We start from the raw sequence: 25,963 nt of genomic DNA, 5'->3' as shown, positions 1-25,963 counted from the left end.
CCACCAGGTCGGCGCCCTCGGTGACCAGGTCGAGGCCGTGCTTGACGGCGTTGGTCGTGTCGAACCAGCGGCCCCCGTCGGAGAAGGAGTCCGGGGTCACGTTCACGACGCCCATGACCGCACAGCGGTCCCAGGCCGGGAGGCCGGTGACCCGGCCGCGTCCGCTGTGGTTGTTCATGCGTTCAGCGTAGGCCCCCGGCGGTGGGGCGGATTCTGTCAGTGCGGGTGCGTTGTGGCTCGGGCCTTTTGTTTCCCGCCCACCCGCCCGTCTCGCTCCGTCGATCGGCTCGGTCGAAAGACAGCGTCGGCTCGGTTGGGAAGCAGTCTCGCCCTCGGGCGGGAAACAGTCTCATCGCCTCACACCGCGCGCACCGTGCTTCTTTCTGTTGTCGCGTGGGCGCATGGGCGGGGGGTCCTGGTGCGGCGGCCGAGGATGCGGGGGAGGGCCAGGGTGACGAAGCCCTCTGCCTGCATGGCGGCGAGGCCGATGCGGGGGAGGTCGCTGGAGGTGCGGTAGACCACGAAGCGCGGTTCCCAGCGGGGGCGGAACTTGGCGTTGAACTTGTACAGGGACTCGATCTGGAACCAGCGGGACAGGAACACCAGCAGGCCGCGCCACGCGCGCAGGACCGGTCCTGCGCCGATCTTCTCGCCCCGGGCGAGTGCCGAGCGGAACATGGCGAAGTTGAGCGAGACACGGGCGACGCCCAGGCGGGGGGCGGCCTCCAGGGCGGCCACGATGAGCAGTTCGTTCATGCCGGGGTCGGCCGCGCGGTCGCGCCGCATCAGGTCCAGGGAGACGCCGTCGGTGCCCCAGGGCACGAAGTGCAGGATCGCCTTCAGGTCGCCGTACGGGCCGGGCTGGTCGTCGGCCTTGTGGGCGGTGGCGATGAGACAGTCGCCGTCGTCCGGGTCGCCGATACGGCCCAGCGCCATGGAGAAGCCGCGCTCGGTGTCGGTGCCGCGCCAGGCCTCCGCGGCGAGCCGGATGCGCTCCAGCTCGTTCTCCCCGAGGTCACGGATGCGCCGTACCCGGGTTTCGTAGCCCGCGCGTTCGATGCGCTTGACCATCTGGCGCACGTTGCGCATCGCGCGCCCGGAGAGGGAGAAATCCGCGACGTCCACCACCGCCTCGTCGCCCAGTTCGAGGGCGTCGAGGCCGGTCTCGCGGGTCCAGACCTCGCCGCCGGTCTCGGAGCAGCCCATGACGGCGGGGGTCCAGGAGTGGGCCTTTGCCTCGTCCATGAAGCGTTCGATGGCGCCCGGCCAGGCCTCCACGTCGCCGATCGGGTCGCCGCTGGCGAGCATCACGCCGGACACCACCCGGTAGGTGACGGCGGCCTTGCCGCTGGGGGAGAAGACGACCGCCTTGTCGCGGCGCAGCGCGAAGTGGCCGAGGGAGTCGCGGCGGCCGTGCTTGTCGAGCAGGGCGCGCAGCCGGTCCTCGTCCTCCGGGGTCAGGTTGGCGGCCGGGTGTTCGGGGCGGAAGGCGAGGTAGATCGTCGTGATGGCGGTCAGCAGACCCAGGGCGCCGAGCGAGTAGCCGACGGTCCAGGAGGTGGGTCCGTCGTAGTCGACGGGACCCTCGAAGCCGAACATGCCGTACAGGACGTGGGTGATGCGGTCCGCGAGGCTCGGGTCGCCGTACATGCGGTCGCCGTGGGCGCTCACTATGACCAGCCCGAGCGCGAGTGAACCGGCGCTCATCAGTACGAAGTTGGTGAGTGCGCGCCAGCGGCTGCGCGGGTCGGGCAGCGCCGCGAACTCGGTGCGGTGGCGCAGCAGCATCACCAGCAGGAGTACGGAGATGACGAGCCCGACGATCGAGTGCCGGTAGGCGAACTGGGCCACGGCGCCGGCCGGCAGCAGGGCCACGGCGGCGCGCCAGGCCCGGCGCTTGCGGCGCCTGAGGCCGTGCGCGAGCAGCAGCAGGAGAACGCCGGTGCTGAGCGAGAGCGCGGCGGCGAACGGGCCGAGCGCGCCGGGCAGCACCTCGGCGAAGGTGTGCATCCGGCTGTGCCTGAAGCGCGGGAAGACTCCCGCGGCGATGTCGACCAGGCCCACGAGCGCACAGGCCCGGGCGACGACGGCGGGGACGGCCTCGGGACGCGGACCGCGCAGTACGCGCCGCACTCGATGTGATCGTCCCGGAACCTCGCCCGACATTTCCCCATCTATCCTGACAGACATCGCATCCCGTAGTTCTGCGAGAGACCTGGAATCCGGAGCCAATCCGGCATCCGGCGACATTGCGCCCTCTAGGACGGTGTCTCAGGGGAAGAGGTTCACTCTTCCGCGGAAAGCCGTGTCAAAGGACATCCAAAGCCCGGGGCAAGCCGCAGTGAAGGAAGCGGGGCGCCGTCGGCCGAGAGAGCGGGCAACTGCAGTCATGGGTCTCACGAGCAAGGCAGTGCTGGCGCTGGCGATCCTGGCCGCCGCCCTGCTGTTCATCGGCACAATAGTGTTCTGGGCCCGGCTGGCGCGCCGCGACTGGCGGGCGGTCGGCGGCCGGACGCTTCTGCTGCTGGCCACCCAGGTCGCGGTGTTCGCCTCGGTCGGTCTCGCCGTCAACCAGAGTTTCGGTTTTTACGCCTCCTGGGACGACCTCCTGGGCAAGGAGACCGACCAGGGCGTGGTCGTCGACCAGAGCACCGGGCCGCACGGCGGCTTCCAGGTGCTGTCCACCCAGTCGGTGAGCGTGCCGGGCGGTCATCTGCCCAGGGTCGGCGGCCAGATCCAGAAGATCGGCATCGCCGGCAAGAAGACGGGCATCACCTCTCCGGCGTACGTCTATCTGCCGCCGGAGTACTTCCAGCCGCAGTTCGCGAAGCGCACCTTCCCCGTGGTCGTCGTACTCACCGGCTATCCGGGGACCGCCAAGTCCCTCGTCACGAAGCTCGACTTCCCGGACACCGCGCACGAGTTGGCGAGGAAGGGCAGGGCGCAGCCGATGATCCTGGTGATGCTGCGGCCGACCGTGGCGCCGCCCCGGGACACCGAGTGCGTGGACGTGCCGGGCGGGCCGCAGACGGAGACGTTCTTCGCCCGGGACCTGCCCGCGGCCGTCGCCGGGCACTACCGGGTGGGGCCGAGGCCCGGTGGCTGGGGCATCATCGGCGACTCGACGGGCGGCTACTGCGCGCTGAAGCTCGCGATGCACCACCCGCGCGTGTACACGGCGGCGGTGGGTCTGTCGCCGTCCTACAAGGCGCCGATCGACGCCACCACGGGAGACCTCTTCCAGGGTGACAAGCAGCTGAAGCGCGAGGCGGACCTTGAGTGGTACATCAAGCACAGGCCGGCGCCGGACGTCTCCCTGCTGGTCACCACCAGCAGGCACGGAGAGGCCAACTACGGCCCGACGATGCGGTTCGTGGACCTGGTCAAGACGAAGGCCCCGACGAGGATCTCGACGATCGTCCTGGAGAGCGGCGGCCACAACTTCAACACCTGGCGGCGGGAGATCCCCGGTTCGCTGGAGTGGCTGAGTCAGCGGCTGACCGAGCGCTGACGTCCGGCGCGGGCCGCGAGGGCGCCGATCCGAGGCGCCCCAAGGGCTGTGAAGGGTTCAGGACTGCTGTGTTTTTACCGGGCGGGGCACCAAGATTCGCCTACGCGCGGTAAGTTTCTGGCCATGCCACGTGGACGTCACCGCCATTCACCACCTCTGCACCGGCTGCTGCCTCCAGCGGCGATCGCGGGCGTCTCGCTCGTCTGCGCCCTGGGGCCATGGGTGTTCACGGATACCGGCGTCCTCCGGGTGGTCGCCGCGTTCGCCGCGGCGATCACGGTCGTGGGTGCGGCCGTCATGCGCCGCTGGGACGGCGAGGCGGGCAAACAGGTCGCGGACCTCACGCGCGCGCGTGCCGGCGACGACTGGCGCCACGAGGAGCGCGTCGCCGAACTGGAGACCGACCTGGAGGAGTCCCGCGAGCTGCGCGTCAAGCTGGAGCAGAAGCTGCGCGCGAAGCGGGCCGAACTCCAGGGCCTGCGCAACGAGCACGCGGCGCTGCTGCGGCGGTACGCCACGGCGGAGACCGAGCGGGCCAGCGCGCTGGAGGGCAGGCGGCTGCTGGAGCTGGAGGCCGCGGTCTCGGATCAGGACGTGGACGGCGACACCGACATCGACACCGGTGTGGACACGGACGTCGAGGTGAAGGCGGCTGCGGCCAAGGGTTCGGCGCGGGCGCTCGCGGCCGGGTCCGGGTCGGGCGATTCGGCGGACGTGCTGGACGGCGACGACGCGGTGGACTCGGACGCCGCGGCGCTGGACGCGGCGGCGGCCGGGGTGTCGGCGGCGCTGGGCGCGGTCGGCGCGCACTCCCCGGACGACTCCGACGACGCCGAGTCCTCGGCGTCCGGGGAGGGCCCGGCGGCGCCGGCGATCTTCTCGCCGGAGGGTTCGTCGCTGTTCCTGCGGGCACGGGCGGCGCTGGCCAGGTTCGACGGTGAGGCGCCGGTGAAGACCGAGCCGGCCCTGGCAGCCGCGAAGGCGTCCGCGCAGACGTCCGCGAAGACCTCCGCGGAGGTCTCAGGGCCCGCCGTGGTCTCCGACGGCCCCGCCGTCGCCGAGGCGGAGGCCGTACGGGAGGACGAGGCGAAGGGGAAGCCCGAGGCGGCCCGCGGGCATTCGCGCGCCGCCTCCACCCCCGCCGAGACGAAGCCCGCCAAGCCCCTGCTCGGTGCCGGGCACTTCACCGTGCCGACCGCCGTGGCCGTCGTACCGACCAGCGCGCCCGTGCGCAGGCCGACCGCCGAGGGCGGGTTCGACTTCTTCGGTACGCAGAAGGAGACGGCTTCGGCCGCGCTGGAGGCCGTGCAGAACGAGGACCTCGCCGATGTCGTCGGGCAGGAGGCGCTCGCCCTGCACAAGGCGGAGTCCGAGGGCCGGTTCAAGCCCGCGGACGAGACCTCGCGCGGGGTCGGCATCGGTCAGGTGATCGACCTGACGGCTCACGACGAGACCGAACAGATCGATCTGCAGGGGCTGCGCAGCGCGGTTTCCTGACGGCCGGTCACCACCGGCCGCCCGCTTCCGTCTCTGCTGCTCTTCGTTGCTCTTTGCCGCTCTTCCGCGCCTGTTACGCCATCCACCGGTCCGGCAGCGCGTCCCGCCGTCCCGTCCGTGACCGCTCCGCCTGCCCGCGCAGCAGCTCCGCGGCCTCCTGGGCGTCCCGTAGACCGGCTGTGACGGTCTTGTTGGCCCCCGTGTCCACATGGACGTCCGCGAGGCCCTTGAAGCGCGCCCAGGGCCCCTGCTCCAGCCGTACGCTCTGGACCTTGGCGTGCGGCACCAGGGACAGGCTGCGGCGTAGCAGTCCGTGCCGGGAGACGAAGACGCTGTCGGTCACGGCGATGCCGTAGCCACGCCACCAGAACGGCAGGCACCAGCCCGCCCGGCGCGGCGGTCGCGACAGCGCGGCGGGCACCGTCACCCCGGGCAGCACCTGGCCTATCACCGTCTCCGCGATCTCGCGCGGAGCCACCGGCACCAGCACCGAGTTCGACGAACCCGCCACATCCAGCTCCACCCGGACCCAGCCGCGCCGCCGCCACATCAGCGGCTCCACGATCCGTACGGTCTGCACGCGCCCGGGCGGCACCGTCTCATGGGTGCGGTCCAGGAGGCCGTGGTCGATGCGCAGCCCGTCCGGGGACTCGCCGACCGTCCAGTCGTACTCGTTGATGAACCGCCCCACGCTGCTCGCGCCCGCCGCGCCGAGCAGCGGGACACCGGTCGCGAGCACTGTCCACAGGCTGTGGGTGAGAAACCAGAGGAACGGCGGTACGACCAGTGCGGCGGCCAGCGCGCCCCAGGTCGCGCCGGTCAGCACCAGGGAGACGGCGAGCACGCGCGCGGGGACGTGCAGCAGCTGCCGGGCCGGAGCCTCGCCCACCTCGTGCGCGGTCTCGGGCGCGAACCCGGCCGCGCGGGCGAGGAGTTCGGCCCGCAGAGCACGCGCGTGCCCCTCACCCAGATACGCCAGCTCGTCCTTCTTGTCCGTCCCCACCACGTCCAGCTTGAGCTTGGCGACGCCCGCTATCCGGGCCAGCAGCGGCTGGGTGATGTCGACGGCCTGGATGCGTTCGAGCCGGATGTGCGCGGTGCGCCGGAACAACAGGCCGGTACGGATGCGCAGTTCGTTGTCGGTCACCGCGAAGTGGGTGAACCACCAGGTCAGAAAGCCGTACAGGGCGCCGCCGACCAGGCACACGGCGAGGCCGAGCAACAGCGTCGTGGTCGTCAGACGGGTCAGCTGCCGCTGCGCCTGGTCGGGGTCGTGCACGGCCCACCCGATGAGCACGGCGACCGGCGCCCACGCGCGCCGGAGCGGGGTGACGGGATGCAGCCGCTGCTCGACGACCGGCGGTCTGCCGGCTTCCGTGGGTACGTCCGTCTCGGCGTCGGGGGTCGTCACAGCCCCGCCGATCGGGCCTGGCCGAGCTCGGTGAGCCGGTCCCGCAGCCGTTCCGCCTCGGCCGGTTCGAGGCCGGGGATGAGCGCGTCGCTCGCGGCGGCGGCCGTGTGCAGCTGCACGCCGGCCAGCCCGAAGTGCCGTGCGACGGGCCCGGACGTCACCTCGACCAGCTGCATCCGCCCGTACGGCACGATCGTCTCCTCGCGCCACAGCACGCCCTTGCTGATCAGCAGGTCGTCGGCGCGCTCGGCGTACCGCCAGGAGGCCCAGTTGCGGCCCAGCATCCGCCAGCCCCACAGCAGCAGGCCGAGCGGCAGCAGCGCGAAGGCCCCCCAGGCGGGCCCGGCGAGCAGGCCGGGCAGCAGCCCGGCACCGAGCGTCAGCGGCACCAGCCAGACCACCAGCAGCAGCCGGCGCATCCGCAGCAGGTCCCTCGGCAGCGCCCTCCACACCGGCTCGTCCTGCTGCCTGTCGTGCGGTTCGCCTCGCGTTTCGCCCGCGGTCTCCGGGCTCCCCGTCTCCATTCCGCAAGCGTACGTACGACAGACTGTGTCCATGAGTCCCATGACGGAGTCCGCTGGGCACACGGAGCCCAGGGAAACCACAGTCGGTATCGGCGGCGCCGCGGAGAGCACCGACATGGTGCTCAACATCGGGCCCCAGCACCCGTCCACACACGGCGTGCTGCGCTTGCGGCTCGTGCTTGACGGCGAGCGGATCCAGCACGCGGAGCCGGTGATCGGCTACATGCACCGCGGCGCGGAGAAGCTCTTCGAGGCACGTGACTACCGTCAGATCATCATGCTGGCCAACCGGCACGACTGGCTGTCGGCGTTCTCCAACGAGCTGGGCGTGGTCCTCGCCGTGGAGCGGATGCTCGGCATGGAGGTCCCCACGCGCGCGGTGTGGACGCGCACACTGCTCGCGGAGCTGAACCGGGTGCTGAACCACCTGATGTTCCTGGGCTCGTACCCGCTGGAGCTGGGCGGGATCACCCCGATCTTCTACGCCTTCACGGAACGCGAGGAACTCCAGCACGTCATGGAGGAGGTCTCCGGCGGGCGCATGCACTACATGTTCAACCGCGTGGGGGGCCTCAAGGAGGACCTGCCCCTGGGGTGGGCCACCCGCGCGCGTGCGGCCGTCTCGTCGGTGCGCTCGCGCATGGACCGGTTCGACGACCTGGTGCTGGGCAACGACATCTTCCGGGGCCGCACGCGCGGCGTGGGCGTGCTCCCGCCGGAGGCCGTGCACGCGTACGGCGTGAGCGGGCCGATCGCGCGCGCCTCGGGCGTCGACTTCGACCTGCGCCGGGACGAGCCGTATCTGGCCTACGGGGAGCTCCAGGACACCCTGAAGGTCGTCACCCGGCAGGAGGGCGACTGTCTCGCCCGCTTCGAGTGCCTCCTGGAGCAGACCTACAACGCGCTCGACCTGGCCGACGCCTGCCTCGACCGCCTCGCCGAACTGCCGCCCGGCCCGATCAACCAGCGGCTGCCGAAGGTCCTGAAGGCGCCCGAGGGGCACACGTACGCGTGGACCGAGAACCCCCTCGGCATCAACGGCTACTACCTCGTCAGCAAGGGCGAGAAGACCCCGCACCGGCTGAAGCTGCGCTCGGCCTCCTACAACAACATCCAGGCGCTGGCGGTACTGCTGCCCGGGACGCTGGTCGCGGACATGGTGGCGATCCTGGGGTCGCTGTTCTTCGTGGTCGGGGACATCGACAAGTAGCTCCGGGTTCCCGGCAGGCCGTGGTCGCGACGGAGGGTCCTCAGAGGAGCGGGTCGGCGATTCCCCTCGGCTCCACCAGCCACCCGAAGTCCCCGAGGCCGCCCGTCGCCGTCAGTTCGGCGGCCTCTCCGGCGCCCGCCAGGGCCCGCACGTACGCGGCGGGGTCCGTGGAGGCCAGGGACAGCGCGGGGCGCCCGCCGGCCACTCCGAGGGCGTGCAGGGCCTCCCGCTGGGTCAGCAGGCGTGCTCCCGGCCCCGCGCAGGCGTCCAGCGCCACATGGGCGGTCAGGTCGCACGAGCCGTCCGGCACGGGCGCGCTCTCGCGTCCGGCCCGGAATCCGGTGAGCGTCCCGAAGGGCGGCCGGGCGCCGGCCGTGTGCGCGTAGTCGACGGCGACGGCGAGCCCCCGCTCGACGGTCGCTCCGGCGGCGGCCCAGGCGGTGTCCCTGGGGAGCCCGATCTCGGCCCGCAGCCCCGGCTCCGGCGCCAACGGCCACCACCGCGCCAGCCACTCCGAGTCCGCGCCCGCGACCGGCTCCCCGAGCCGCTCGGCCCCGTCCCGCCGTACGAGAACCCGGCGCGCCACGCCCTCGGGGCCGACCTCCGCCACCTCCACGGGGACGTTGTCCAGCCACTCGTTGGCGAACAGCAGGCCGGTGAGGCCCAAGGGGGGCTCGGTGAGCCACTCGATACGGTGATCGAGGTCCGCGGGCCGGTCGGCCAGCTCGACGGCGTACCCGCGCGCGCGGGCGGCCACTTCCGGGGGCAGGGCCGCGAGGACACCGGTCACGAGTTCGCCCCGGCCCGCGCCCATGTCGACGAAGCCGAGCGACGCCGGGCGGCCCAGCGCCTCGTCGACCCGGCACAGCAGCCGCGCCACCGCACCGGCGAAGAGCGGCGACGCGTGGACGGACGTACGGAAGTGCCCGGCGGGCCCCTCCGGCCTGCGGTAGAACCCGTGTTCGCCGTAGAGCGCCTCCTGTGTCGCCGCCCGCCAGCCACGCCACTCGCCCGTTGTACCGCCCGCCGCCGCGCCCGCTGTCTCTCCTGCCACGGGGTCAGGCTAGGGCCCTGGCCCCCGCCACCCAGGGGAGAGGGTCTCCACCTTGCGGAGTACGCCGGGGCGTTGCGGATCGACCCTCCGGTTGACCCCGGCACGCACAACGCATCCCTACGCTGGGTTACGTGCAACGCGTCTATGACTTCCTCCGCAGACACCCGACATGGGTCGACGGCTTCTGGGCCGTCTTCCTGTTCGGGATCTCCATGCTGAGCGGAGCCGTCCAGAACGACACTCCGGGTGCCGGGTCCCCGGCGGCGACCGGCGTTCTGACCTTCCTGCTGTGCCTGGTGATCGCCCTGCGCCGGCGTATGCCCGAGCGGATGCTCGTGCTGGCCGCCGCGGTCGGGGTGGCGCAGCTGGCCCTGAACGTCCAGATCCAGCCCGCGGACTTCGCCCTGCTGGTGATCGTCTACACCGTGGCGGTGTGCGGACCCCGGTGGGCCTCACGGTTCGCGCTGATCGGCGGTCTGTGCGCGTCCCCGCTGGCCACGCTGCGCTGGCCGGAGCACCAGACGAGCACGGCGGGCAATCTCGCCCTGATGGTCTTCCTGGCCGTTCCCTTCGCCCTCGCCTGGGTGCTCGGCGACTCGTTGCGCACCCGCCGCGCCTACTTCGCCCAGCTGGAGGAGCGGGCCGCCCGCCTGGAGAAGGAGCGCGAGGCGCAGGCCAAGGTCGCCGTCGCCGCCGAGCGCGCCCGGATCGCCCGCGAGCTGCACGACGTCGTCGCGCACAACGTCTCCGTGATGGTGGTCCAGGCCGACGGCGCCGCCTACGTCCTCGACACCGCCCCCGAACAGGCGAAGAAGGCCCTGGAGACCATCTCCGGGACCGGCCGCCAGGCCCTCGCCGAGATGCGCCGACTGCTCGGCGTCCTGCGCACCGGCGAGCACCAGGAGGGCTGCGAGTACGTTCCGCAGCCCGACGTCGAGCAGCTCGACGAGCTGATCGAGCAGTGCCGTACGTCGGGCCTGCCCGTCGACTACAAGGTCGAGGGCAACCCGCGCCCGCTGCCCAGCGGCGTGGAGCTGACGGCGTACCGCATCGTGCAGGAGGCGCTCACCAACACCCGCAAGCACGGCGGCCCGAACACCGGAGCGAGCGTGCGTCTGGTCTACTTCGACGACGGCCTCGGCCTGCTCGTCGAGGACGACGGCAAGGGCGCGCCGCACGAGCACTACGAGGAGGGCGGCGTCGACGGACAGGGACACGGGCTGATCGGTATGCGGGAACGGGTCGGCATGGTGGGCGGCACCCTGGACGCGGGTCCGCGCCCGGGCGGCGGCTTTCGCATCAGCGCCCTGTTGCCGCTCAAACCCGCTCATTGACACGTGCACGTTCGATCGACGCATTGATGTTCGAGACGTACCGACCGGAGGACCCCGCCATGCACATCCGTGTGATGCTCGTCGACGACCAGGTGCTGCTGCGCACCGGGTTCCGGATGGTGCTCGACGCCCAGCCGGACATGGAGGTCGTGGCGGAGGCGGGCGACGGCGTGGAGGCTCTCCAGGTGCTGCGGGAGACCGAGGTCGACGTGGTGCTGATGGACGTACGCATGCCGAAGCTCGACGGGGTGGAGACCACCCGGCGCATCTGCCAGGGCGACAACCCGCCCAAGGTGCTGATCCTGACCACCTTCGACCTCGACGAGTACGCCTTCTCCGGGCTGAAGGCGGGCGCCTCCGGCTTCATGCTCAAGGACGTGCCGCCCGGCGAACTCCTCACCGCCATCCGCTCCGTGCACAGCGGCGACGCGGTCGTGGCCCCCTCGACGACCCGGCGGCTCCTCGACCGCTTCGCACCCATGCTGCCGAGCACCGGCAAAGAGCCGCAGTACAAGGAGCTGGAACGGCTCACCGGCCGTGAGCGCGAGGTCATGATCCTGGTCGCCCAGGGCCTGTCGAACGGTGAGATCGCGGCCCGGCTGGTGCTGTCGGAGGCGACCGTGAAGACCCACGTGGGCCGCATCCTGACCAAGCTGGGGCTGCGGGACCGGGTGCAGGTCGTCGTCCTCGCCTACGAGACGGGGCTCGTGCGGGCCGGCGGCGCTACCTGAGGATGCCCTCCAGGAAGTCGCTGCCCAGCCGGGCCACCATCGTCACGTCCAGCTGATGCAGGACGTACCGGCCGCGGCGTCGCGTGGTGGTCAGGCCCGCCTTTCTGAGGACGGCGAGATGCCGGGATATCTCGGGTGCCGTCATGTTGTGCGTCTGGGCCAGCTCCGTCGTCGTGAACGAGCTGCGGGCCAGTTGCCGGCACAGCCGCATCCGCACCGGGTGGGACAGCGCGGTCAGACGCAGGCCCAGCTGCTCGACCGAGGGCGGGGCGGCCAGCTCGGGTGAGCCCGCCGGATAGTGCAGGACGGGCTGCCAGCCGAACCGGTGCAGGACCATCAGATGGGGCCAGCCCAGGCTCGTCGGGACGAGCAGGAGACTGCCCGCCGCCGTCGTGTGGCCGTTGCCCAGTTTGTCGACGGTGATCCGGCCCGCCGCCTCGTCGAGCGTGACCGCCGACGACACCGACGCCAGCGCCTCCGACAGGCCCTTGTGGTGCAGGAGGTCCGTCTTGTGGCGGGCGTCCGCCAGGAGCTGTGGCTGAAGCCGGGACCAGGTCTCGGCGAAGAACGCCTCCTCGCAGTCCACCAGCAACTGTCGCAGCCATGTGCGGATCCGGGGCGGGTCGTCCAGCAGGCGCCTGGTGAACCGGAGCTGGCGAGGACCCCGTGAGACCGCCAGATCCAGGGCCCGCCGGCGCGCCCCGGGGTCGGTGAGCGCTCCGGCGCCCTGCTCGTCGTACGGCAGCGCGCAGGTGAACTCCAGGCAGGCGTCCACGAACTGTTCGTCCGTCAACCGGTCCAGCTGGTCGAGTTCCGCGCCGAGCATGCCGCCGGGGAGCGTGCCCGCGCCCAGACCGGCGTACGGCAGGAACAGGTCCGAGAACGTGGAGCGCCACAGGAAGTCGGCCTCGCACATCCGGTCGGCCAGATGCGGGTCGAGCCCGGCGGTCACCCCCGTCGCCCAGCCCTGCAGCCGGGGATGGTGCCCCGGTTCGGTCAGCGCGTGCAGGGCCATGCCGAGCTCGGCCAGCGGGGAGGGCACGACGGTGATCCGCTCCCGCCCCAGCCCGCACACGTCGATGCTCACGCTCATGCCCACATGGTGCACCCCGCCACTGACAACGCCCCCGCGAAGACCCCACGGGTCGCTGTTCTACAGACGCGCCACGAACTCCGTCACCGCCGCCTTCACGTCCTGCGCCGTCCACTCCAGGCCGGTGGCACGGACGAACACCTCCGTGACCGCGAGGCCCGGGCCGCCGCGGGCCCACTCGTTCGCGAACAGAAGGGTTCTCGTCTCCTCGCCCTGCCGGATCGCGGCCTCCGCGACGACCTCGCGGTCGTACGGCAGCCAGACCTGGAACTCGTTCGTGTGCGGCACCTCGGGGTGGACGCGCGACCACGGCACCCCGGCCGCCGCGAAGCCCTCCCGCAGCGCGGCGGCGACCACGCGCGCGTGGGCCACGTACTCCGGGAGACGGGGCAGCTCGCGGTCCAGGCCGACGAGAGCGGACAGGACCGTGGGGAACTGCTGGAAGACCGCGCCGCCGTACCGGTGCCGCCAGGCCTTCGCCTCCTCGACGAGGGTCCGCGGACCTGCCAGGACGGCACCGCCGTAAGCGTCGAGGGACTTGTAGAGGGACACGTAGACGCTGTCCGCGAGGCCCGCGATCTCGTCCAAAGGGCGACCGAAGTGGGGGGTGGACTCCCACAGCCGGGCCCCGTCGAAGTGCACCACCGCGTCACGTTCCCGGGCCGCCGCCACCACCTCTGACAGCTCCTCCCAGGTGGGCAGCACGAAACCGGCGTCCCTGAGGGGCAGTTCCAGCATCAGCGTCCCGAAGGGCTCGTCGAAGTCGCGCACCTCGGCGGCCGTCGGCATCCTCGGCTCGCTCGTCACCCGGAGCGGGCGCAGTCCGCTGACCGTGCTGAACGCGTTCCGCTCGTGCACTTCCGGGTGGGCCAGCGCGTGCAGGGCGACTGCCGGGTCGCCGGTGCGGCCCGCCCAGCAGCGCAGGGCCACCTGCTGGGCCATCGTGCCGGTCGGGAAGAACGCGGCGGCCTCCTTGCCGAGCAGTCCGGCGACCCGCTCCTCCAGGGTCTCCACGATCCCGCCGCCGTAGATGTCGGACGGCTCGTCCAGGTCGTACGACTCCCGCGCCTCGTCGAGCAGTGCCAGCCGCTGCCCGATCGTCCCCAGGAACCCCGGGCGCGCCAGGACCCGTTCGGCGCCCCGCAGCGCCGCCCGGCGCCGCAGCCGCTGTGCGTCCTTGCCGTGGTTCTCGCCGGGGTCCTCGCCCGGTATCCCGCCCTCGCCCGCCGTATCGCTCATGCCCGGGATCATCCCGCGCGCGGGATCGGACGGTCACGTGGATTTCCGCGCGACCGCGCACGGACGGCGCCCGGATGCCCACAGCCTGTGGACAACCGGACGCCCCTCGGACCAATCGCGTTAACATGACGAGAAATCGTCCGGTACATCGTCCGGTACCCCGAGCGGACTGGAACGGGAAGGCCGTCGTCGAGTGAGTACATTCCAACAGGCAGACCCCAGGGACCGCCCCGCCCGGCTCACCGTCGGCGTGATCGGCGCCGGACGCGTGGGCCCCGCGCTGGCCGCGTCCCTGCAACTCGCCGGCCACCGCCCGGTGGCCGTCTCCGCGGTCTCCGACGCCTCCGTCCGCAGAGCCGCGCAACTGCTCCCGGACGTGCCCGTCGTGTCGCCCGCCCAGGTCATGGAGCACGCCGACCTGGTCCTGCTGACCGTCCCCGACGACGCCCTGCCCGGCCTCGTGGAGGGACTCGCCGAGACCGGCGCCGTACGCCCGGGACAGCTGCTCGTGCACACCTCCGGGCGGTACGGCGCGAAGGTCCTGGATCCCGCCCTGCGGGCCGGCGCGCTGCCCCTGGCCCTCCACCCCGCCATGACCTTCACCGGCACCCCCGTGGACGTCCAGCGGCTCGCCGGGTGTTCCTTCGGGGTCACCGCGCGGCCCGAGCTGCGGCTGGCCGCCGAAGCCCTCGTCATCGAGATGGGCGGCGAGCCCGAGTGGATCGCCGAGGAGAGCCGCCCGCTCTACCACGCGGCTCTCGCCCTGGGCGCGAACCACCTGGTGACCCTGGTCGCCGAGTCCATGGAGCTGCTGCGCGCGGCCGGCGTCGACGCCCCCGACCGGATGCTCGGCCCGCTGCTGGGCGCTGCCCTCGACAACGCGCTGCGCTCCGGGGACGCGGCGCTCACCGGGCCCGTCGCGCGCGGGGACGCGGGCACCGTCGCCGCGCATGTCGCGGAGCTGCGCAAGCACTCCCCGCAGAGCGTCCCCGCCTATCTGGCGATGGCCCGCGCGACCGCCGACCGCGCCCTCGCACACGGCCTGCTCAAGCCGGAACTGGCCGAGGACCTCCTCGGGGTACTCGCGGGAAGCACCAACCCGCCCGCGAACCCCGACAGCACCGACAGCGACGGGGGAGACCGATGAGCGGCCGTTTCTGGGGGATCCTGTCCGACACCGACGGCCTGGCCGACGCCCACGGCCACATCGGCGTGCCGGGGCACAACGCCGTCGTCATGACCATGGGCGCCCTCCACGAAGGCCACGCCACCCTGATCCGGGCCGCCCGCGAACACGTCGGCCCCAAGGGCTTCGTGACCGTCACCGTCTTCGTGAACCCCCTCCAGTTCGGCAAGGGCGAGGATCTCGACCGCTACCCGCGCACCCTCGACGCCGACGTCGAACTCGCCGAACAGGCGGGCGCGGACGCCGTGTTCGCCCCCTCCGCGGACGAGGTCTACCCCGGCGGCGAACCCCAGGTCCGCATCACCGCGGGCCCCATGGGAGAGCGGCTGGAAGGCGCCACCCGCCCCGGGCACTTCGACGGCGTACTCACCGTCGTCGGCAAGCTGCTCCACCTCACCCGGCCCGACGTGGCCTTCTTCGGGCAGAAGGACGCCCAGCAGCTCGCGATGATCCGCCGGATGGTCCGCGACCTGAACTTCGGCGTGGAGATCGTCGGCGTCCCGACCGTCCGCGAGGCCGACGGCCTGGCCCTGTCCAGCCGCAACCGCTACCTGTCCCCGGAGGAACGGCGTACGGCGCTCTCGCTCTCCCAGGCCCTGTTCGCCGGCAGTGACCGGCACGCAGCCCAGGAGGCGCTGCGCGCGCGGGCCCGCGAAGTGCCCGCCACGCGCGCGCGTGCCCAGGCCCTCAGCGCGATCGGCGAATCCCGCGCCGCCGCCGACGCGCACGCCGTCGCGAAGGTCCCCGGCGGCGGCCCCGCCGCCGTCCGGGCCGCCGCCCGCCTCCTGCTGGACGACGCGGCCCGGCTGCGGCCCCCGCTGGTCCTCGACTACCTCGCCCTGGTCGACCCCGCCGACTTCACCGAGATCCCGGACGACTTCACGGGCGAAGCCGTCCTCGCCGTCGCAGCCAAGGTCGGGACGACCCGGCTGATCGACAACATCCCTCTCCATTTCGGAACCCCCGGAGCCGCCTCGTGAGCACCACAGGCCCCACTGTCGGTCAACGCGCCGGCACCACCACCGGTATACGGCTGCACGCCCCCGCCCCCGGCTGGGCCCTGACCGCGGACGTCGTGGTCGTCGGCTCCGGTGTCGCCGGGCTCACCGCGGCCCTGCGCTGCGACGCGGCCGGTCTGCGGACCGTCGTCGTCACCAAGGCCCGCCTCGACGACGGCTCCACCCGCTGGGCCCAGGGCGGCATCGCGGCGGCCCTCGGGGAGGGCGACACCCCCGAGCAGCACCTGGACGACACCCTGGTGGCCGGCGCGGGCCTGTGCGACGAGGAGGCCGTACGGATCCTCGTCACGGAGGGCCCCGACGCGGTACGACGGCTCATCGAGACCGGCGCCCACTTCGACGAGTCCTCCGAAGGAGGACTGGAACTGACCCGCGAGGGCGGCCACCACCGCCGCCGGATAGCGCACGCGGGCGGCGACGCGACCGGCGCGGAGATCTCCCGCGCGCTCGTCGAGGCGGTCCGCGCGCGGGGCATGCGCACGGTCGAGAACGCGCTCGTCCTGGACCTCCTGACGGACGCCGACGGCAGTACGGCGGGCGTGACCCTGCACGTCATGGGAGAGGGCCAGCACGACGGCGTGGGGGCCGTCCACGCGCCCGCCGTGGTCCTCGCCACCGGCGGCATGGGCCAGGTCTTCTCGGCGACCACCAACCCGTCCGTGTCGACCGGCGACGGCGTCGCCCTCGCCCTGCGCGCGGGCGCCGAGGTCAGCGACCTGGAGTTCGTCCAGTTCCACCCCACGGTGCTCTTCCTGGGGGCCGACGCCGAGGGCCAGCAGCCGCTCGTCTCCGAGGCGGTACGCGGTGAGGGCGCCCATCTCGTCGACGCCGACGGTGTGCGCTTCATGACCGGCCAGCACGAACTCGGCGAACTCGCGCCCCGGGACATCGTCGCCAAGGGCATCATGCGGCGCATGCAGGAACAGGGCGCCGAACACATGTCCCTCGACGCCCGGCACTTCGGCGCCCACATGTGGGAGAACCGCTTCCCGACGATCCTCGCCTCCTGCCGCGCCCACGGCATCGACCCGGTCACCGAACCCGTCCCGGTCGCCCCGGCCGCCCACTACGCCTCCGGCGGCGTCCGCACCGACTCCCGGGGCCGCACGACCGTCCCCGGCCTGTACGCGTGCGGAGAGGTCGCCTGTACCGGCGTCCACGGCGCCAACCGGCTCGCCTCCAACTCCCTCCTGGAGGGCCTGGTCTACGCCGAGCGCATCGTCGCCGACATCACCGGGGCCCACGCCGGAAACGCCCTCCACGCGCGCGTGCCCGTCCCCGTCCCCGTCCCGCACCCCGAGAAGCCCGCGCACCCGCTGCTCGCGCCCGAGGCCCGCTTCGCGATCCAGCGCGCCATGACCGAGGGCGCCGGAGTACTGCGCTCCGCCGCCTCCCTGGACACCGCCGCGGCGGCGCTCCAGCAGCTGCACGCGGACGCCCGGGACGCCCTCGACGAGAACGGCAAGACCGCCGAGCCCGGCGTCGACACCTGGGAGTCCACCAACCTCCTGTGCGTGGCCCGCGTCCTGGTCACCGCCGCCCGGCTCCGCGAGGAGACCCGCGGCTGCCACTGGCGCGAGGACCACGCCGAGCGCGACGACACGACCTGGCACCGCCACATCGTCGTACGGCTGAATCCCGACCGGACGCTGGCCGTACACACCACCGACACCGCAGACTTCCCCCCGACCCGGCATCATCAGCCGGAGCACCGTCCCCAGGAGCAGTGACAGAAGTGAGCACCCCCGACCTTCCCCTCGCCCAGAGCGGCGGCTGCGGCGACGGCTGCGCCTGTGGCGCTGCCTCCGACATGGCAGACGACGTCTACCTGGAGTGCGGCCTCGACCCCGCGCTCGCCGCCCTCCTCGCCGACGCCGGCCTCGACCCCCTTGAGGTCGAGGACATCGCCAACGTCGCCATCCAGGAGGACCTCGACGGCGGCGTGGACGTGACGACCGTCGCGACCATCCCCGAGGAGGCCCGCGCCACCGCCGACTTCACCGCCCGCGAGGGAGGCGTCGTCGCCGGCCTGCGGATCGCCGAGGCGGTCGTCTCCGTCGTCTGCACCGACGAGTTCGAGGTCGAGCGGCACGTCGAGGACGGCGACCGCGTCGAGGCCGGTCAGAAGCTGCTCAGCGTCACGACCCGCACCCGTGACCTCCTGACGGCCGAGCGCAGCGCCCTCAACCTCCTGTGCCGCCTGTCCGGCATCGCGACCGCCACGCGCGCGTGGGCGGACGTCCTGGAGGGCACCAAGGCGCGGGTCCGCGACACCCGCAAGACGACTCCCGGCCTTCGTTCCCTGGAGAAGTACGCGGTCCGCTGCGGCGGCGGCGTCAACCACCGCATGTCCCTGTCGGACGCGGCGCTCGTCAAGGACAACCACGTGGTGGCCGCCGGCGGCGTCGCCCAGGCCTTCAAGGCCGTACGGGACGCCTTCCCGGACGTGCCGATCGAGGTCGAGGTCGACACACTGCACCAGCTGCGCGAGGTCGTCGACGCGGGCGCCGACCTGATCCTCCTGGACAACTTCACCCCCGGCGAGTGCGACGAGGCCGTCTCGCTCGTCGATGGCCGCGCCGTGCTGGAGGTCTCCGGCCGGCTCATCCTGAAGAACGCCAAGGAATACGCCGACACCGGCGTCGACTACCTGGCGGTCGGCGCCCTCACCCACTCCTCGCCGATCCTCGACATCGGTCTCGACCTGCGAGCGGCGGAGTAGGTACACGGCCATGCTGCTGACCATCGACGTAGGAAACACGCACACCGTCCTCGGGCTCTTCGACGGCGACGAGATCGTCGAACACTGGCGCATCTCCACGGACGCGCGCCGCACGGCCGACGAACTGGCGGTCCTCCTCCAGGGCCTCATGGGCATGCACCCGCTCCTCGGGGACGAACTGGGCGACGGCATCGACGGCATCGCCATCTGCGCGACCGTGCCGTCGGTGCTGCACGAGCTGCGCGAGGTGACGCGGCGGTACTACGGCGATGTGCCGGCGGTGCTGGTCGAACCCGGCGTGAAGACGGGCGTACCGATCCTCACCGACAACCCCAAGGAGGTCGGCGCCGACCGCATCATCAACGCGGTCGCCGCCGTCGAGCTCTACGGGGGCCCCGCGATCGTCGTCGACTTCGGTACGGCGACCACGTTCGACGCGGTGTCCGCGCGCGGGGAGTACGTCGGCGGGGTGATCGCGCCCGGCATCGAGATCTCGGTCGAGGCGCTCGGGGTGCGTGGGGCGCAGCTCCGGAAGATCGAGGTGGCGCGGCCCCGGGCTGTCATCGGCAAGAACACGGTCGAGGCGATGCAGGCGGGCATCATCTACGGGTTCGCCGGTCAGGTCGACGGTGTGGTGACGCGGATGGCGAAGGAGCTGGCCGAAGATCCGGACGACGTCACGGTGATCGCCACGGGCGGCCTGGCGCCGATGGTCCTCGGCGAGGCGTCGGTGATCGACGAGCACGAACCGTGGCTGACGCTGATCGGGCTGCGGCTGGTCTACGAGCGGAACGTGTCCCGTATGTGACCGCGTGGCACCGCCACCTGGGTGGCTCCTGGCGCCACACGCTCTCTCCGATGTCGAATTTGTCTGATTAGCGCGTATCGTCGCCGCATGCCCACGCCATTCGGATCTCGCGGCGGCATGGCGTTCGGTGCGGAGGAGCTGCGTGTGCTCCGTCGCGCCCTCGCCCTCGCCCTCCACCCCGGCCCCGCCTCCGCAGAGGACGTCCAGGACTGTCTCAGGCTCGCCGAGTCCGTCGACGAGGCGGCGCACGAGGGGATCAGGCTGCGGGCCTTCCTCGTGGCCGACCTCGCCCGCTACCGCGCCGCCCTGCCCGGAACCGCCGCAGGCTTCCTCACGCTCCTGGAGGAGGCGCTGGGCGCCGGGTACCGACCGGACCCGGACGACCTCGCCGCCCTCCGCGCCCTGCGGGGGAACCCGGTCGCCGCCGCTCTCCTGGACCGCTGTATGCGGCACGCGGAGCGGGACGTACGGGCCAGGCTGGGCGCGAGGACGGCCGGCCGCGCGCCGGTCACGCCCACGGTGCCCGCCTCCCGTACCCGCCTCCTGGCCCTGCCCGGCGGTCTCGCCGCCCAGGAGCCCACCAGGAAGCCCGGCGAGAGGCCCACGGAGAAGCAGCCCCAGGAACGGCCCGCACCGGCGCCGCGACCCTCGCCCGACGCCCCCAGGCCCGCCCGTCCCGTCCCCACCCCGGGCGAGGTCTTCCCGCGCCGCAAGCCGACACCGCCCGCGAATCCCCCGCAGCAACTCGCGGCGGGCTGAACAGAACTGCGATCACCGAAAGGCCCGGGCCCCCCGCCCGGGCCTTTCGTCGGCCCTGGCTACTCTGGTCCCCATGGACTACGTCTCCGCGCTCGTGCCCCCCGTAGTGATGGCCGTGCTCTTCATCGCTGTGATCGTGACGATGGTGAAGAGTCAGGGCGGTGCCAACAAGGCCAAGGAGGACGCCGTCGTCGACGCCACCCTGGCCCGCGCCGAGCAGACCCGGCAGGCCGGACAGGATCGCCCCGTTTCGTAGGTGTTCGACCGTGAAAGCGCACGTCCTTCGCGCTATTCACCGTTTCTCCCACTAGTGTGCTGAGTTGTGCCTCGCCCATTGGGAGAACTCGAAGACGCGGTCATGACGCGGGTGTGGAAGTGGAACCGCCCGGTCACCGTTCGAGAAGTCCTGGAAGACCTTCGGCAGGAACGGTCCATCGCCTACACCACGGTGATGACCGTTTTGGACAATCTCCATCAGAAGGGCTGGGTCCGTCGCGAGGCGGAAGGCCGGGCCTATCGATATGAGGCGGTCTCCACCCGTGCCGCCTACGCGGCCGCGCTGATGAACGACGCGTGGTCACAGAGTGACAACCCCGCCGCCGCTCTCGTCGCCTTCTTCGGCATGATGAGCGAAGAACAGCGGCTCGCCCTCAGGGATGCCGTTCGCATCGTCGAAGGGCCGGAACAGGTCGAACAGCCCCGACAGCCCGAACAGCCGGAACAGACGCAACAGGCGGAAGCCGCGGAACATACCGCCTACGAGAACCCCGCCTCGGTCCAGGACCCCACCGGGCGATAGCGTCCGCTCATGTCAGCGAACCGTCCCGAAGTCACCGCGAAAGCCATCACCGTCCGGCGGGCCAGGACCAGCGATGTCCAGGCCGTACGCGGACTCCTTGACTCGTTCGTCCGTGGCCGTATCCTGCTCGACAAAGCGACGGTGACACTTTACGAGGACATCCAGGAGTTCTGGGTCGCGGAACGCGACGACAACGGTGAGGTCGTGGGCTGCGGCGCACTCCACGTCATGTGGGAAGACCTTGCCGAAGTCCGCACTCTTGCCGTGAACCCCGACCTCAGAGGTTCCGGTGTCGGGCATCAGTTGCTGGAGAAGTTGCTGCAGACCGCCCGCTGGCTCGGTGTTCGTCGCGTTTTCTGTCTGACCTTTGAAGTGGACTTCTTCGGGAAGCACGGCTTCGTGGAGATCGGTGAGACACCGGTGGACACCGATGTCTACGCCGAGCTGATGCGTTCCTATGACGAGGGTGTCGCGGAGTTCCTCGGTCTCGAACGAGTGAAACCGAACACCTTGGGCAACAGCCGGATGCTTCTGCATCTGTGATCGGGCATCGGGCAATTCTGTGAGCCGCCCTGCCCGGGTTCCCTATGTCCGAAACGCGCACGTTTCCGGTCCATGGCGGGACGGTCGGTCTCTCCCAGGGGTTTGTGTTTTTCACGCAAAAGCGGTTTGCTTTCCGATGTACTGCAGTACTGCATATAACAGGGGACGCGAATCGGCGGCGCATGCCGCAGGCCGGCTCCCGAGTTATCGATGAAAGGAAATCCGGTGGCACAGAAGGTTCAGGTCCTTCTTGTCGACGACCTCGACGGCGGCGAGGCCGACGAGACCGTGACGTTCGCGTTGGACGGCAAGACGTACGAGATCGACCTCACGACCGCCAATGCCGACAAGCTTCGCGGTCTCCTCGATGCCTACGTCAAGGGCGGCCGTCGTACCGGAGGCCGTGCTTCGGGTGGGCGTGGAAAGGTGCGCGTCGCCACCGGCGGCAGCCAGGACACCGCGCAGATCCGTGCTTGGGCGAAGGAGAACGGTTACGAGGTCAATGACCGTGGCCGTGTTCCCGCGTCCATTCGTGAGGCTTACGAGAAGGCCAACGGCTGAGCGCACGCGCGCCGCAGTCGGACGCGATGGCATTGCGTCGCCAGCGTGTCCACCAGCCGTACGAGATCGGGGGCGCCTCCGACGCCCCCCAGGGCCGACATCGTCGGCAGCGGGATTCTGCTCCCGCGTCCTGATTCAGGGGGCCGCAGCCAGACAGCGGCCCCCTGCGGATTTGCAGGGCCCGGGGAATCGCCCGTTTCGGCGAGCCCCGGAAGTGCGGGCAGGCCGGGCGGCGTGGGAAGTCCGGGCGGCCGGGGCGCCTCGATACGGCCGCCCGCGCCGATCGCCCTCAGCTCCGGCGTGAGCCCGCCCCACTCCAGCCACTCCAGCAGCCCCGGCAACTCGTCCGCGCTGCCCGGGGCCACCAACAGCAGCATCCGCTCCCCTCGCAGGGCCACCGGGGAGACCGGCGCCCGCGTCTGCCCCCGGTGGCGCAGCGCCGCGAAGCCCGCTTCCGCCGGCACGTCCAGCACGTCGAAGCACGGGCCCACGACGAGCAGCAACGGAAACCCGGCAGAGCCGGAACCGGGCACTGTCGCCCACCCCAGTTCGTTCTCGTACCAACACCGGACATCACTCGTGTCGTCACTGCTGACGCCGCGCGTGAGATCACCGGGGGTGTCGTCCGTATCAAGAGGGCGACGAGGAAGAGGAACCGAGGGCGCCATGCCAAAGCCAACCGCCAGGAGAGGCCGCGAGTTACGCTGGGTGTCCCTGCGGGCGCACAGAGTGGCGATTCCGGGGGTGTGCAGAGCAGTTCGGCGGCGCAAGGTTGTTCGCCCGTAGCGGAGGGAACCCGTGCATCCGGCATGGAGTGTCAGTCCGTACGGGTAAGACATCCCTAGTGGGAGGGGGCGACGCGCAGAAAAGGCCGTCTCACGTTCGCCATCGGCGTACTGATAGTGAGGGTAACTGCCTGGCCTGCGGGAACATCGTCTCGCACGATCGGGTTGGAGCATATGTCGGCGTACGGGGTCAGGAGGCTGTGTTGGTTCTCGGTCCGGTGTCGGCAGTTGGAATGAGCGGTCCCCGCTTGCGGGACTAAGCTGCGGAAGGACAGGGAGGGGAGCGTCCCCTTACTGCCTGACCGCTCTGAGGAGCGATTAACGATGTTCGAGAGGTTCACCGACCGCGCGCGGCGGGTTGTCGTCCTGGCTCAGGAAGAAGCCCGGATGCTCAACCACAACTACATCGGCACCGAGCACATCCTCCTGGGCCTGATCCACGAGGGTGAGGGTGTCGCCGCTAAGGCCCTGGAGAGCCTCGGGATTTCGCTCGAGGCGGTCCGCCAGCAGGTGGAGGAGATCATCGGGCAGGGCCAGCAGGCCCCGTCCGGGCACATCCCCTTCACCCCCCGTGCCAAGAAGGTCCTGGAGCTGTCGCTCCGCGAGGCCCTTCAGCTGGGCCACAACTACATCGGCACGGAACACATCCTGCTCGGCCTGATCCGCGAGGGCGAGGGCGTCGCCGCCCAGGTCCTCGTCAAGCTGGGCGCAGACCTCAACCGGGTGCGGCAGCAGGTCATCCAGCTGCTCTCCGGCTACCAGGGCAAGGAGACCGCCGGCGCCAGTGGCGGTCCTGCCGAGGGCACCCCCTCGACGTCCCTGGTCCTCGACCAGTTCGGCCGGAACCTCACCCAGGCGGCCCGCGAATCCAAGCTCGACCCGGTCATCGGGCGCGAGAAGGAGATCGAGCGGGTCATGCAGGTGCTGTCCCGCCGTACGAAGAACAACCCGGTCCTCATCGGTGAGCCCGGCGTCGGCAAGACCGCCGTCGTCGAGGGTCTCGCCCAGGCCATCGTCAAGGGCGAGGTGCCCGAGACCCTCAAGGACAAGCACCTCTACACCCTGGACCTCGGCGCGCTGGTCGCCGGCTCCCGGTACCGCGGTGACTTCGAGGAGCGCCTGAAGAAGGTCCTCAAGGAGATCCGCACCCGCGGCGACATCATCCTGTTCATCGACGAGCTGCACACGCTCGTCGGCGCGGGTGCCGCCGAGGGCGCCATCGACGCGGCCTCCATCCTCAAGCCGATGCTGGCCCGCGGTGAGCTCCAGACCATCGGTGCGACCACGCTCGACGAGTACCGCAAGCACCTCGAGAAGGACGCGGCCCTCGAGCGCCGCTTCCAGCCGATCCAGGTGGCGGAGCCTTCCCTCCCCCACACGATCGAGATCCTCAAGGGCCTGCGCGACCGGTACGAGGCGCATCACCGTGTCTCGATCACCGACGAGGCCCTGGTGCAGGCGGCGACGCTCGCCGACCGGTACATCTCGGACCGGTTCCTGCCCGACAAGGCGATCGACCTCATCGACGAGGCCGGTTCCCGGATGCGCATCCGCCGGATGACCGCTCCGCCGGACCTCCGCGAGTTCGACGAGAAGATCGCCGGCGTGCGCCGCGACAAGGAGTCCGCGATCGACTCGCAGGACTTCGAGAAGGCCGCCTCTCTCCGTGACAAGGAGAAGCAGCTCCTCGCCGCGAAGGCCAAGCGGGAGAAGGAGTGGAAGGCCGGCGACATGGACGTCGTCGCCGAGGTCGACGGCGAGCTCATCGCCGAGGTCCTGGCGACCGCCACCGGCATCCCGGTCTTCAAGCTGACCGAGGAGGAGTCGAGCCGCCTGCTGCGCATGGAGGACGAGCTCCACAAGCGGGTCATCGGCCAGGTCGACGCCGTCAAGGCGCTGTCGAAGGCGATCCGTCGTACGCGTGCCGGTCTGAAGGACCCGAAGCGTCCCGGTGGTTCGTTCATCTTCGCCGGCCCGTCCGGTGTCGGTAAGACCGAGCTGAGCAAGGCCCTGGCCGAGTTCCTCTTCGGTGACGAGGACGCGCTGATCTCCCTCGACATGTCGGAGTTCAGCGAGAAGCACACGGTGTCGCGTCTCTTCGGTTCCCCGCCCGGATACGTGGGTTACGAAGAGGGCGGCCAGCTGACCGAGAAGGTCCGCCGCAAGCCGTTCTCCGTCGTCCTCTTCGACGAGGTCGAGAAGGCCCACCCGGACATCTTCAACTCGCTGCTGCAGATCCTGGAGGACGGTCGCCTGACCGACTCCCAGGGCCGGGTCGTGGACTTCAAGAACACGGTCATCATCATGACGACCAACCTCGGCACGCGGGACATCTCGAAGGGCTTCAACCTGGGCTTCGCGGCCTCCGGTGACAAGAAGTCCAACTACGAGCGCATGAAGAACAAGGTCTCGGACGAGCTCAAGCAGCACTTCCGCCCCGAGTTCCTCAACCGCGTCGACGACGTCGTCGTCTTCCCGCAGCTCACGCAGGTCGACATCCTCCAGATCGTCGACCTGATGGTCGGCAAGGTGGACGAGCGCCTCAAGGACCGGGACATGGGCATCGAGCTCTCTCAGGCCGCCAAGGAGCTGCTGTCCAAGAAGGGTTACGACCCCGTCATGGGCGCCCGCCCGCTGCGTCGCACGATCCAGCGTGAGATCGAGGACACGCTCTCCGAGAAGATCCTCTTCGGTGAGCTGCGCCCCGGTCACATCGTGGTCGTCGACACGGAGGGCGAGGGTGAGACCGCGACCTTCACCTTCCGGGGTGAGGAGAAGTCGGCGCTGCCCGACGTCCCGCCGATCGAGCAGGCGGCCGGCGGTGCCGGACCGAACCTGAGCAAGGAGGCGTGACCCTCCGGGGCGCGTCCACAGGCTCTGTCTGAGGGCTCGCCCTGAAGGTCCCGTTTCGAACGAGAGGGTCCAGTTCGATGCGTCGGGACTGTATGCCGACCTTGGCCGAGCGGTTGGCCTTCATACGGACATAGGTGTGGGACGCGGGGTCGTCGCCCACCAGAACGGTTGCCAGGACGGGAACGCGCCCGTGCTCGCCGACGAACTCGGACACCTCCCGTCGTACCCGCTCCAGGAGAGCTGCCGACACGGCCCGGCCGTCGAGAATCTGTGCAGTCACTACATCTCCCAGAACTCCTAGAACACGACGGTGGTGTTGCCGTC

General features: G+C 71.1%; 24 protein-coding genes and 1 pseudogene. 16 read left to right on the top strand and 9 right to left on the bottom strand.

Annotation, left to right across the window (positions count from 1 at the left end):
* Both STRTUCAR8_RS45470 and STRTUCAR8_RS45465 read right to left on the bottom strand, forming a co-directional pair.
* Window positions 1-178 (bottom strand): dihydropteroate synthase (locus STRTUCAR8_RS45470; protein WP_006383267.1); only part of this gene is annotated, 178 nt, incomplete at its 3' end.
* Window positions 179-357: 179 nt separating this feature from the next.
* A complete protein-coding gene (locus tag STRTUCAR8_RS45465; protein ID WP_044474011.1) occupies window positions 358-2,166 on the bottom strand; it encodes a phosphatidylglycerol lysyltransferase domain-containing protein in 1,809 nt (602 codons plus the stop codon).
* Window positions 2,167-2,389: 223 nt separating this feature from the next.
* Here STRTUCAR8_RS45465 and STRTUCAR8_RS45460 point away from each other — a divergent pair, with 223 nt between their 5' ends.
* Both STRTUCAR8_RS45460 and STRTUCAR8_RS45455 read left to right on the top strand, forming a co-directional pair.
* Window positions 2,390-3,511, top strand: a complete 1,122-nt coding sequence (locus STRTUCAR8_RS45460; protein ID WP_006383285.1) for an alpha/beta hydrolase — start codon at window positions 2,390-2,392, stop codon at window positions 3,509-3,511.
* A gap of 123 nt (window positions 3,512-3,634) precedes the next feature.
* Window positions 3,635-5,008 carry a cell division protein ZapB gene (locus STRTUCAR8_RS45455; RefSeq protein WP_006383288.1) on the top strand — a complete coding sequence of 458 codons (1,374 nt, stop codon included), beginning with the start codon at window positions 3,635-3,637 and terminating at the stop codon, window positions 5,006-5,008.
* Between the two features lie 73 nt (window positions 5,009-5,081).
* Here the strand turns inward: STRTUCAR8_RS45455 and STRTUCAR8_RS45450 are convergent, their stop codons facing one another.
* Window positions 5,082-6,419, bottom strand: coding sequence for a PH domain-containing protein (locus STRTUCAR8_RS45450; RefSeq protein WP_006383284.1), 1,338 nt, complete (start codon window positions 6,417-6,419; stop codon window positions 5,082-5,084).
* On the bottom strand, window positions 6,416-6,943 hold the full coding sequence (locus STRTUCAR8_RS45445) for a PH domain-containing protein (protein ID WP_006383281.1): 528 nt from the start codon (window positions 6,941-6,943) through the stop codon (window positions 6,416-6,418). The genes STRTUCAR8_RS45450 and STRTUCAR8_RS45445 overlap by 4 nt, the downstream gene beginning before the upstream one ends.
* A 40-nt stretch (window positions 6,944-6,983) precedes the next feature.
* On the opposite strand from STRTUCAR8_RS45445, the gene STRTUCAR8_RS45440 reads away from it, so the two are divergent.
* Complete coding sequence (locus tag STRTUCAR8_RS45440; RefSeq protein WP_006383268.1) at window positions 6,984-8,153, top strand: NADH-quinone oxidoreductase subunit D; 1,170 nt, start codon at window positions 6,984-6,986, stop codon at window positions 8,151-8,153.
* A gap of 40 nt (window positions 8,154-8,193) precedes the next feature.
* Here STRTUCAR8_RS45440 and STRTUCAR8_RS45435 read toward each other — a convergent pair whose 3' ends face one another.
* Window positions 8,194-9,207: an SAM-dependent methyltransferase gene (locus STRTUCAR8_RS45435; protein ID WP_006383272.1), complete on the bottom strand. Its 1,014-nt coding sequence runs from the start codon at window positions 9,205-9,207 to the stop codon at window positions 8,194-8,196.
* 131 nt (window positions 9,208-9,338) lie between these two features.
* Here STRTUCAR8_RS45435 and STRTUCAR8_RS45430 point away from each other — a divergent pair, with 131 nt between their 5' ends.
* Both STRTUCAR8_RS45430 and STRTUCAR8_RS45425 read left to right on the top strand, forming a co-directional pair.
* Window positions 9,339-10,541 carry a sensor histidine kinase gene (locus STRTUCAR8_RS45430; RefSeq protein ID WP_006383274.1) on the top strand — a complete coding sequence of 401 codons (1,203 nt, stop codon included), beginning with the start codon at window positions 9,339-9,341 and terminating at the stop codon, window positions 10,539-10,541.
* Window positions 10,542-10,600: 59 nt separating this feature from the next.
* A complete protein-coding gene (locus STRTUCAR8_RS45425; RefSeq protein WP_006383278.1) occupies window positions 10,601-11,272 on the top strand; it encodes a response regulator transcription factor in 672 nt (223 codons plus the stop codon).
* Here the strand turns inward: STRTUCAR8_RS45425 and STRTUCAR8_RS45420 are convergent.
* Together STRTUCAR8_RS45420 and STRTUCAR8_RS45415 are read right to left on the bottom strand one after the other, a co-directional pair.
* A complete protein-coding gene (locus STRTUCAR8_RS45420; protein WP_044474010.1) occupies window positions 11,265-12,365 on the bottom strand; it encodes a DUF5937 family protein in 1,101 nt (366 codons plus the stop codon). The genes STRTUCAR8_RS45425 and STRTUCAR8_RS45420 overlap by 8 nt on opposite strands.
* A gap of 60 nt (window positions 12,366-12,425) precedes the next feature.
* The gene (locus STRTUCAR8_RS45415) at window positions 12,426-13,604 is read right to left on the bottom strand and encodes a threonine aldolase family protein (protein WP_006383277.1); all 1,179 of its coding nucleotides are present in this window, start codon (window positions 13,602-13,604) and stop codon (window positions 12,426-12,428) included.
* Between the two features lie 193 nt (window positions 13,605-13,797).
* On the opposite strand from STRTUCAR8_RS45415, the gene STRTUCAR8_RS45410 reads away from it, so the two are divergent.
* The 10 genes from STRTUCAR8_RS45410 (at window position 13,798) to STRTUCAR8_RS45365 (ending at window position 22,001) form a co-directional block, all read left to right on the top strand.
* Complete coding sequence (locus tag STRTUCAR8_RS45410) at window positions 13,798-14,751, top strand: Rossmann-like and DUF2520 domain-containing protein (protein ID WP_006383280.1); 954 nt, start codon at window positions 13,798-13,800, stop codon at window positions 14,749-14,751.
* On the top strand, window positions 14,748-15,770 hold the full coding sequence (gene panC, locus STRTUCAR8_RS45405) for a pantoate--beta-alanine ligase (protein ID WP_006383290.1): 1,023 nt from the start codon (window positions 14,748-14,750) through the stop codon (window positions 15,768-15,770). Before STRTUCAR8_RS45410 ends, panC begins: the two co-directional genes overlap by 4 nt.
* Entirely contained in the window at window positions 15,767-17,539 is a 1,773-nt protein-coding gene (locus tag STRTUCAR8_RS45400; protein ID WP_006383283.1) for an L-aspartate oxidase, read from the top strand. Before panC ends, STRTUCAR8_RS45400 begins: the two co-directional genes overlap by 4 nt.
* 5 nt (window positions 17,540-17,544) lie before the next feature.
* The gene (gene nadC, locus STRTUCAR8_RS45395) at window positions 17,545-18,531 is read left to right on the top strand and encodes a carboxylating nicotinate-nucleotide diphosphorylase (RefSeq protein ID WP_006383271.1); all 987 of its coding nucleotides are present in this window, start codon (window positions 17,545-17,547) and stop codon (window positions 18,529-18,531) included.
* Window positions 18,532-18,541: 10 nt separating this feature from the next.
* The gene (locus tag STRTUCAR8_RS45390) at window positions 18,542-19,339 is read left to right on the top strand and encodes a type III pantothenate kinase (RefSeq protein ID WP_006383273.1); all 798 of its coding nucleotides are present in this window, start codon (window positions 18,542-18,544) and stop codon (window positions 19,337-19,339) included.
* Between the two features lie 117 nt (window positions 19,340-19,456).
* Window positions 19,457-20,098: a hypothetical protein gene (locus tag STRTUCAR8_RS45385; RefSeq protein WP_044474009.1), complete on the top strand. Its 642-nt coding sequence runs from the start codon at window positions 19,457-19,459 to the stop codon at window positions 20,096-20,098.
* A 73-nt stretch (window positions 20,099-20,171) separates the two neighbouring features.
* The gene (locus tag STRTUCAR8_RS45380; RefSeq protein ID WP_006383270.1) at window positions 20,172-20,354 is read left to right on the top strand and encodes a hypothetical protein; all 183 of its coding nucleotides are present in this window, start codon (window positions 20,172-20,174) and stop codon (window positions 20,352-20,354) included.
* A gap of 102 nt (window positions 20,355-20,456) precedes the next feature.
* Entirely contained in the window at window positions 20,457-20,897 is a 441-nt protein-coding gene (locus STRTUCAR8_RS45375) for a BlaI/MecI/CopY family transcriptional regulator (protein WP_044474012.1), read from the top strand.
* Window positions 20,898-20,906: 9 nt separating this feature from the next.
* Complete coding sequence (locus tag STRTUCAR8_RS45370; protein ID WP_006383289.1) at window positions 20,907-21,440, top strand: amino-acid N-acetyltransferase; 534 nt, start codon at window positions 20,907-20,909, stop codon at window positions 21,438-21,440.
* A gap of 225 nt (window positions 21,441-21,665) precedes the next feature.
* Window positions 21,666-22,001: a histone-like nucleoid-structuring protein Lsr2 gene (locus tag STRTUCAR8_RS45365; protein WP_006383287.1), complete on the top strand. Its 336-nt coding sequence runs from the start codon at window positions 21,666-21,668 to the stop codon at window positions 21,999-22,001.
* Here the strand turns inward: STRTUCAR8_RS45365 and STRTUCAR8_RS45360 are convergent.
* The gene (locus STRTUCAR8_RS45360; protein WP_006383286.1) at window positions 21,980-22,669 is read right to left on the bottom strand and encodes an SCO3374 family protein; all 690 of its coding nucleotides are present in this window, start codon (window positions 22,667-22,669) and stop codon (window positions 21,980-21,982) included. The genes STRTUCAR8_RS45365 and STRTUCAR8_RS45360 overlap by 22 nt on opposite strands.
* 441 nt (window positions 22,670-23,110) lie before the next feature.
* Here STRTUCAR8_RS45360 and STRTUCAR8_RS45355 point away from each other — a divergent pair, with 441 nt between their 5' ends.
* Window positions 23,111-25,639: an ATP-dependent Clp protease ATP-binding subunit gene (locus tag STRTUCAR8_RS45355; protein ID WP_006383276.1), complete on the top strand. Its 2,529-nt coding sequence runs from the start codon at window positions 23,111-23,113 to the stop codon at window positions 25,637-25,639.
* A gap of 70 nt (window positions 25,640-25,709) precedes the next feature.
* Here the strand turns inward: STRTUCAR8_RS45355 and STRTUCAR8_RS55965 are convergent.
* Window positions 25,710-25,874, bottom strand: a pseudogene (locus tag STRTUCAR8_RS55965) (tetrahydrofolate dehydrogenase/cyclohydrolase catalytic domain-containing protein); the annotation flags it as partial.
* Window positions 25,875-25,963 lie beyond the last annotated feature (89 nt).

This window comes from Streptomyces turgidiscabies Car8, from assembly GCF_000331005.1.
GTDB classification, from domain to species: domain Bacteria; phylum Actinomycetota; class Actinomycetes; order Streptomycetales; family Streptomycetaceae; genus Streptomyces; species Streptomyces turgidiscabies.
This window is presented reverse-complemented; position numbering and strand designations above follow the sequence as displayed.

Coding starts and splice junctions, on each gene's coding strand:
- STRTUCAR8_RS45375 (WP_044474012.1), top strand. CDS start 20,457: ATGACGCGGGTGTGGAAGTGGAACCGCCCGGTCACCGTTCGAGAAGTC.
- STRTUCAR8_RS45390 (WP_006383273.1), top strand. CDS start 18,542: ATGCTGCTGACCATCGACGTAGGAAACACGCACACCGTCCTCGGGCTC.
- STRTUCAR8_RS45440 (WP_006383268.1), top strand. CDS start 6,984: ATGACGGAGTCCGCTGGGCACACGGAGCCCAGGGAAACCACAGTCGGT.
- STRTUCAR8_RS45355 (WP_006383276.1), top strand. CDS start 23,111: ATGTTCGAGAGGTTCACCGACCGCGCGCGGCGGGTTGTCGTCCTGGCT.
- STRTUCAR8_RS45420 (WP_044474010.1), bottom strand. CDS start 12,365: ATGAGCGTGAGCATCGACGTGTGCGGGCTGGGGCGGGAGCGGATCACC.
- STRTUCAR8_RS45445 (WP_006383281.1), bottom strand. CDS start 6,943: ATGGAGACGGGGAGCCCGGAGACCGCGGGCGAAACGCGAGGCGAACCG.
- STRTUCAR8_RS45425 (WP_006383278.1), top strand. CDS start 10,601: ATGCACATCCGTGTGATGCTCGTCGACGACCAGGTGCTGCTGCGCACC.
- STRTUCAR8_RS45465 (WP_044474011.1), bottom strand. CDS start 2,166: ATGTCGGGCGAGGTTCCGGGACGATCACATCGAGTGCGGCGCGTACTG.
- STRTUCAR8_RS45455 (WP_006383288.1), top strand. CDS start 3,635: ATGCCACGTGGACGTCACCGCCATTCACCACCTCTGCACCGGCTGCTG.
- STRTUCAR8_RS45385 (WP_044474009.1), top strand. CDS start 19,457: ATGGCGTTCGGTGCGGAGGAGCTGCGTGTGCTCCGTCGCGCCCTCGCC.
- STRTUCAR8_RS45415 (WP_006383277.1), bottom strand. CDS start 13,604: ATGAGCGATACGGCGGGCGAGGGCGGGATACCGGGCGAGGACCCCGGC.
- STRTUCAR8_RS45370 (WP_006383289.1), top strand. CDS start 20,907: ATGTCAGCGAACCGTCCCGAAGTCACCGCGAAAGCCATCACCGTCCGG.
- STRTUCAR8_RS45360 (WP_006383286.1), bottom strand. CDS start 22,669: ATGGCGCCCTCGGTTCCTCTTCCTCGTCGCCCTCTTGATACGGACGAC.
- STRTUCAR8_RS45380 (WP_006383270.1), top strand. CDS start 20,172: ATGGACTACGTCTCCGCGCTCGTGCCCCCCGTAGTGATGGCCGTGCTC.
- panC (WP_006383290.1), top strand. CDS start 14,748: ATGAGCGGCCGTTTCTGGGGGATCCTGTCCGACACCGACGGCCTGGCC.
- STRTUCAR8_RS45460 (WP_006383285.1), top strand. CDS start 2,390: ATGGGTCTCACGAGCAAGGCAGTGCTGGCGCTGGCGATCCTGGCCGCC.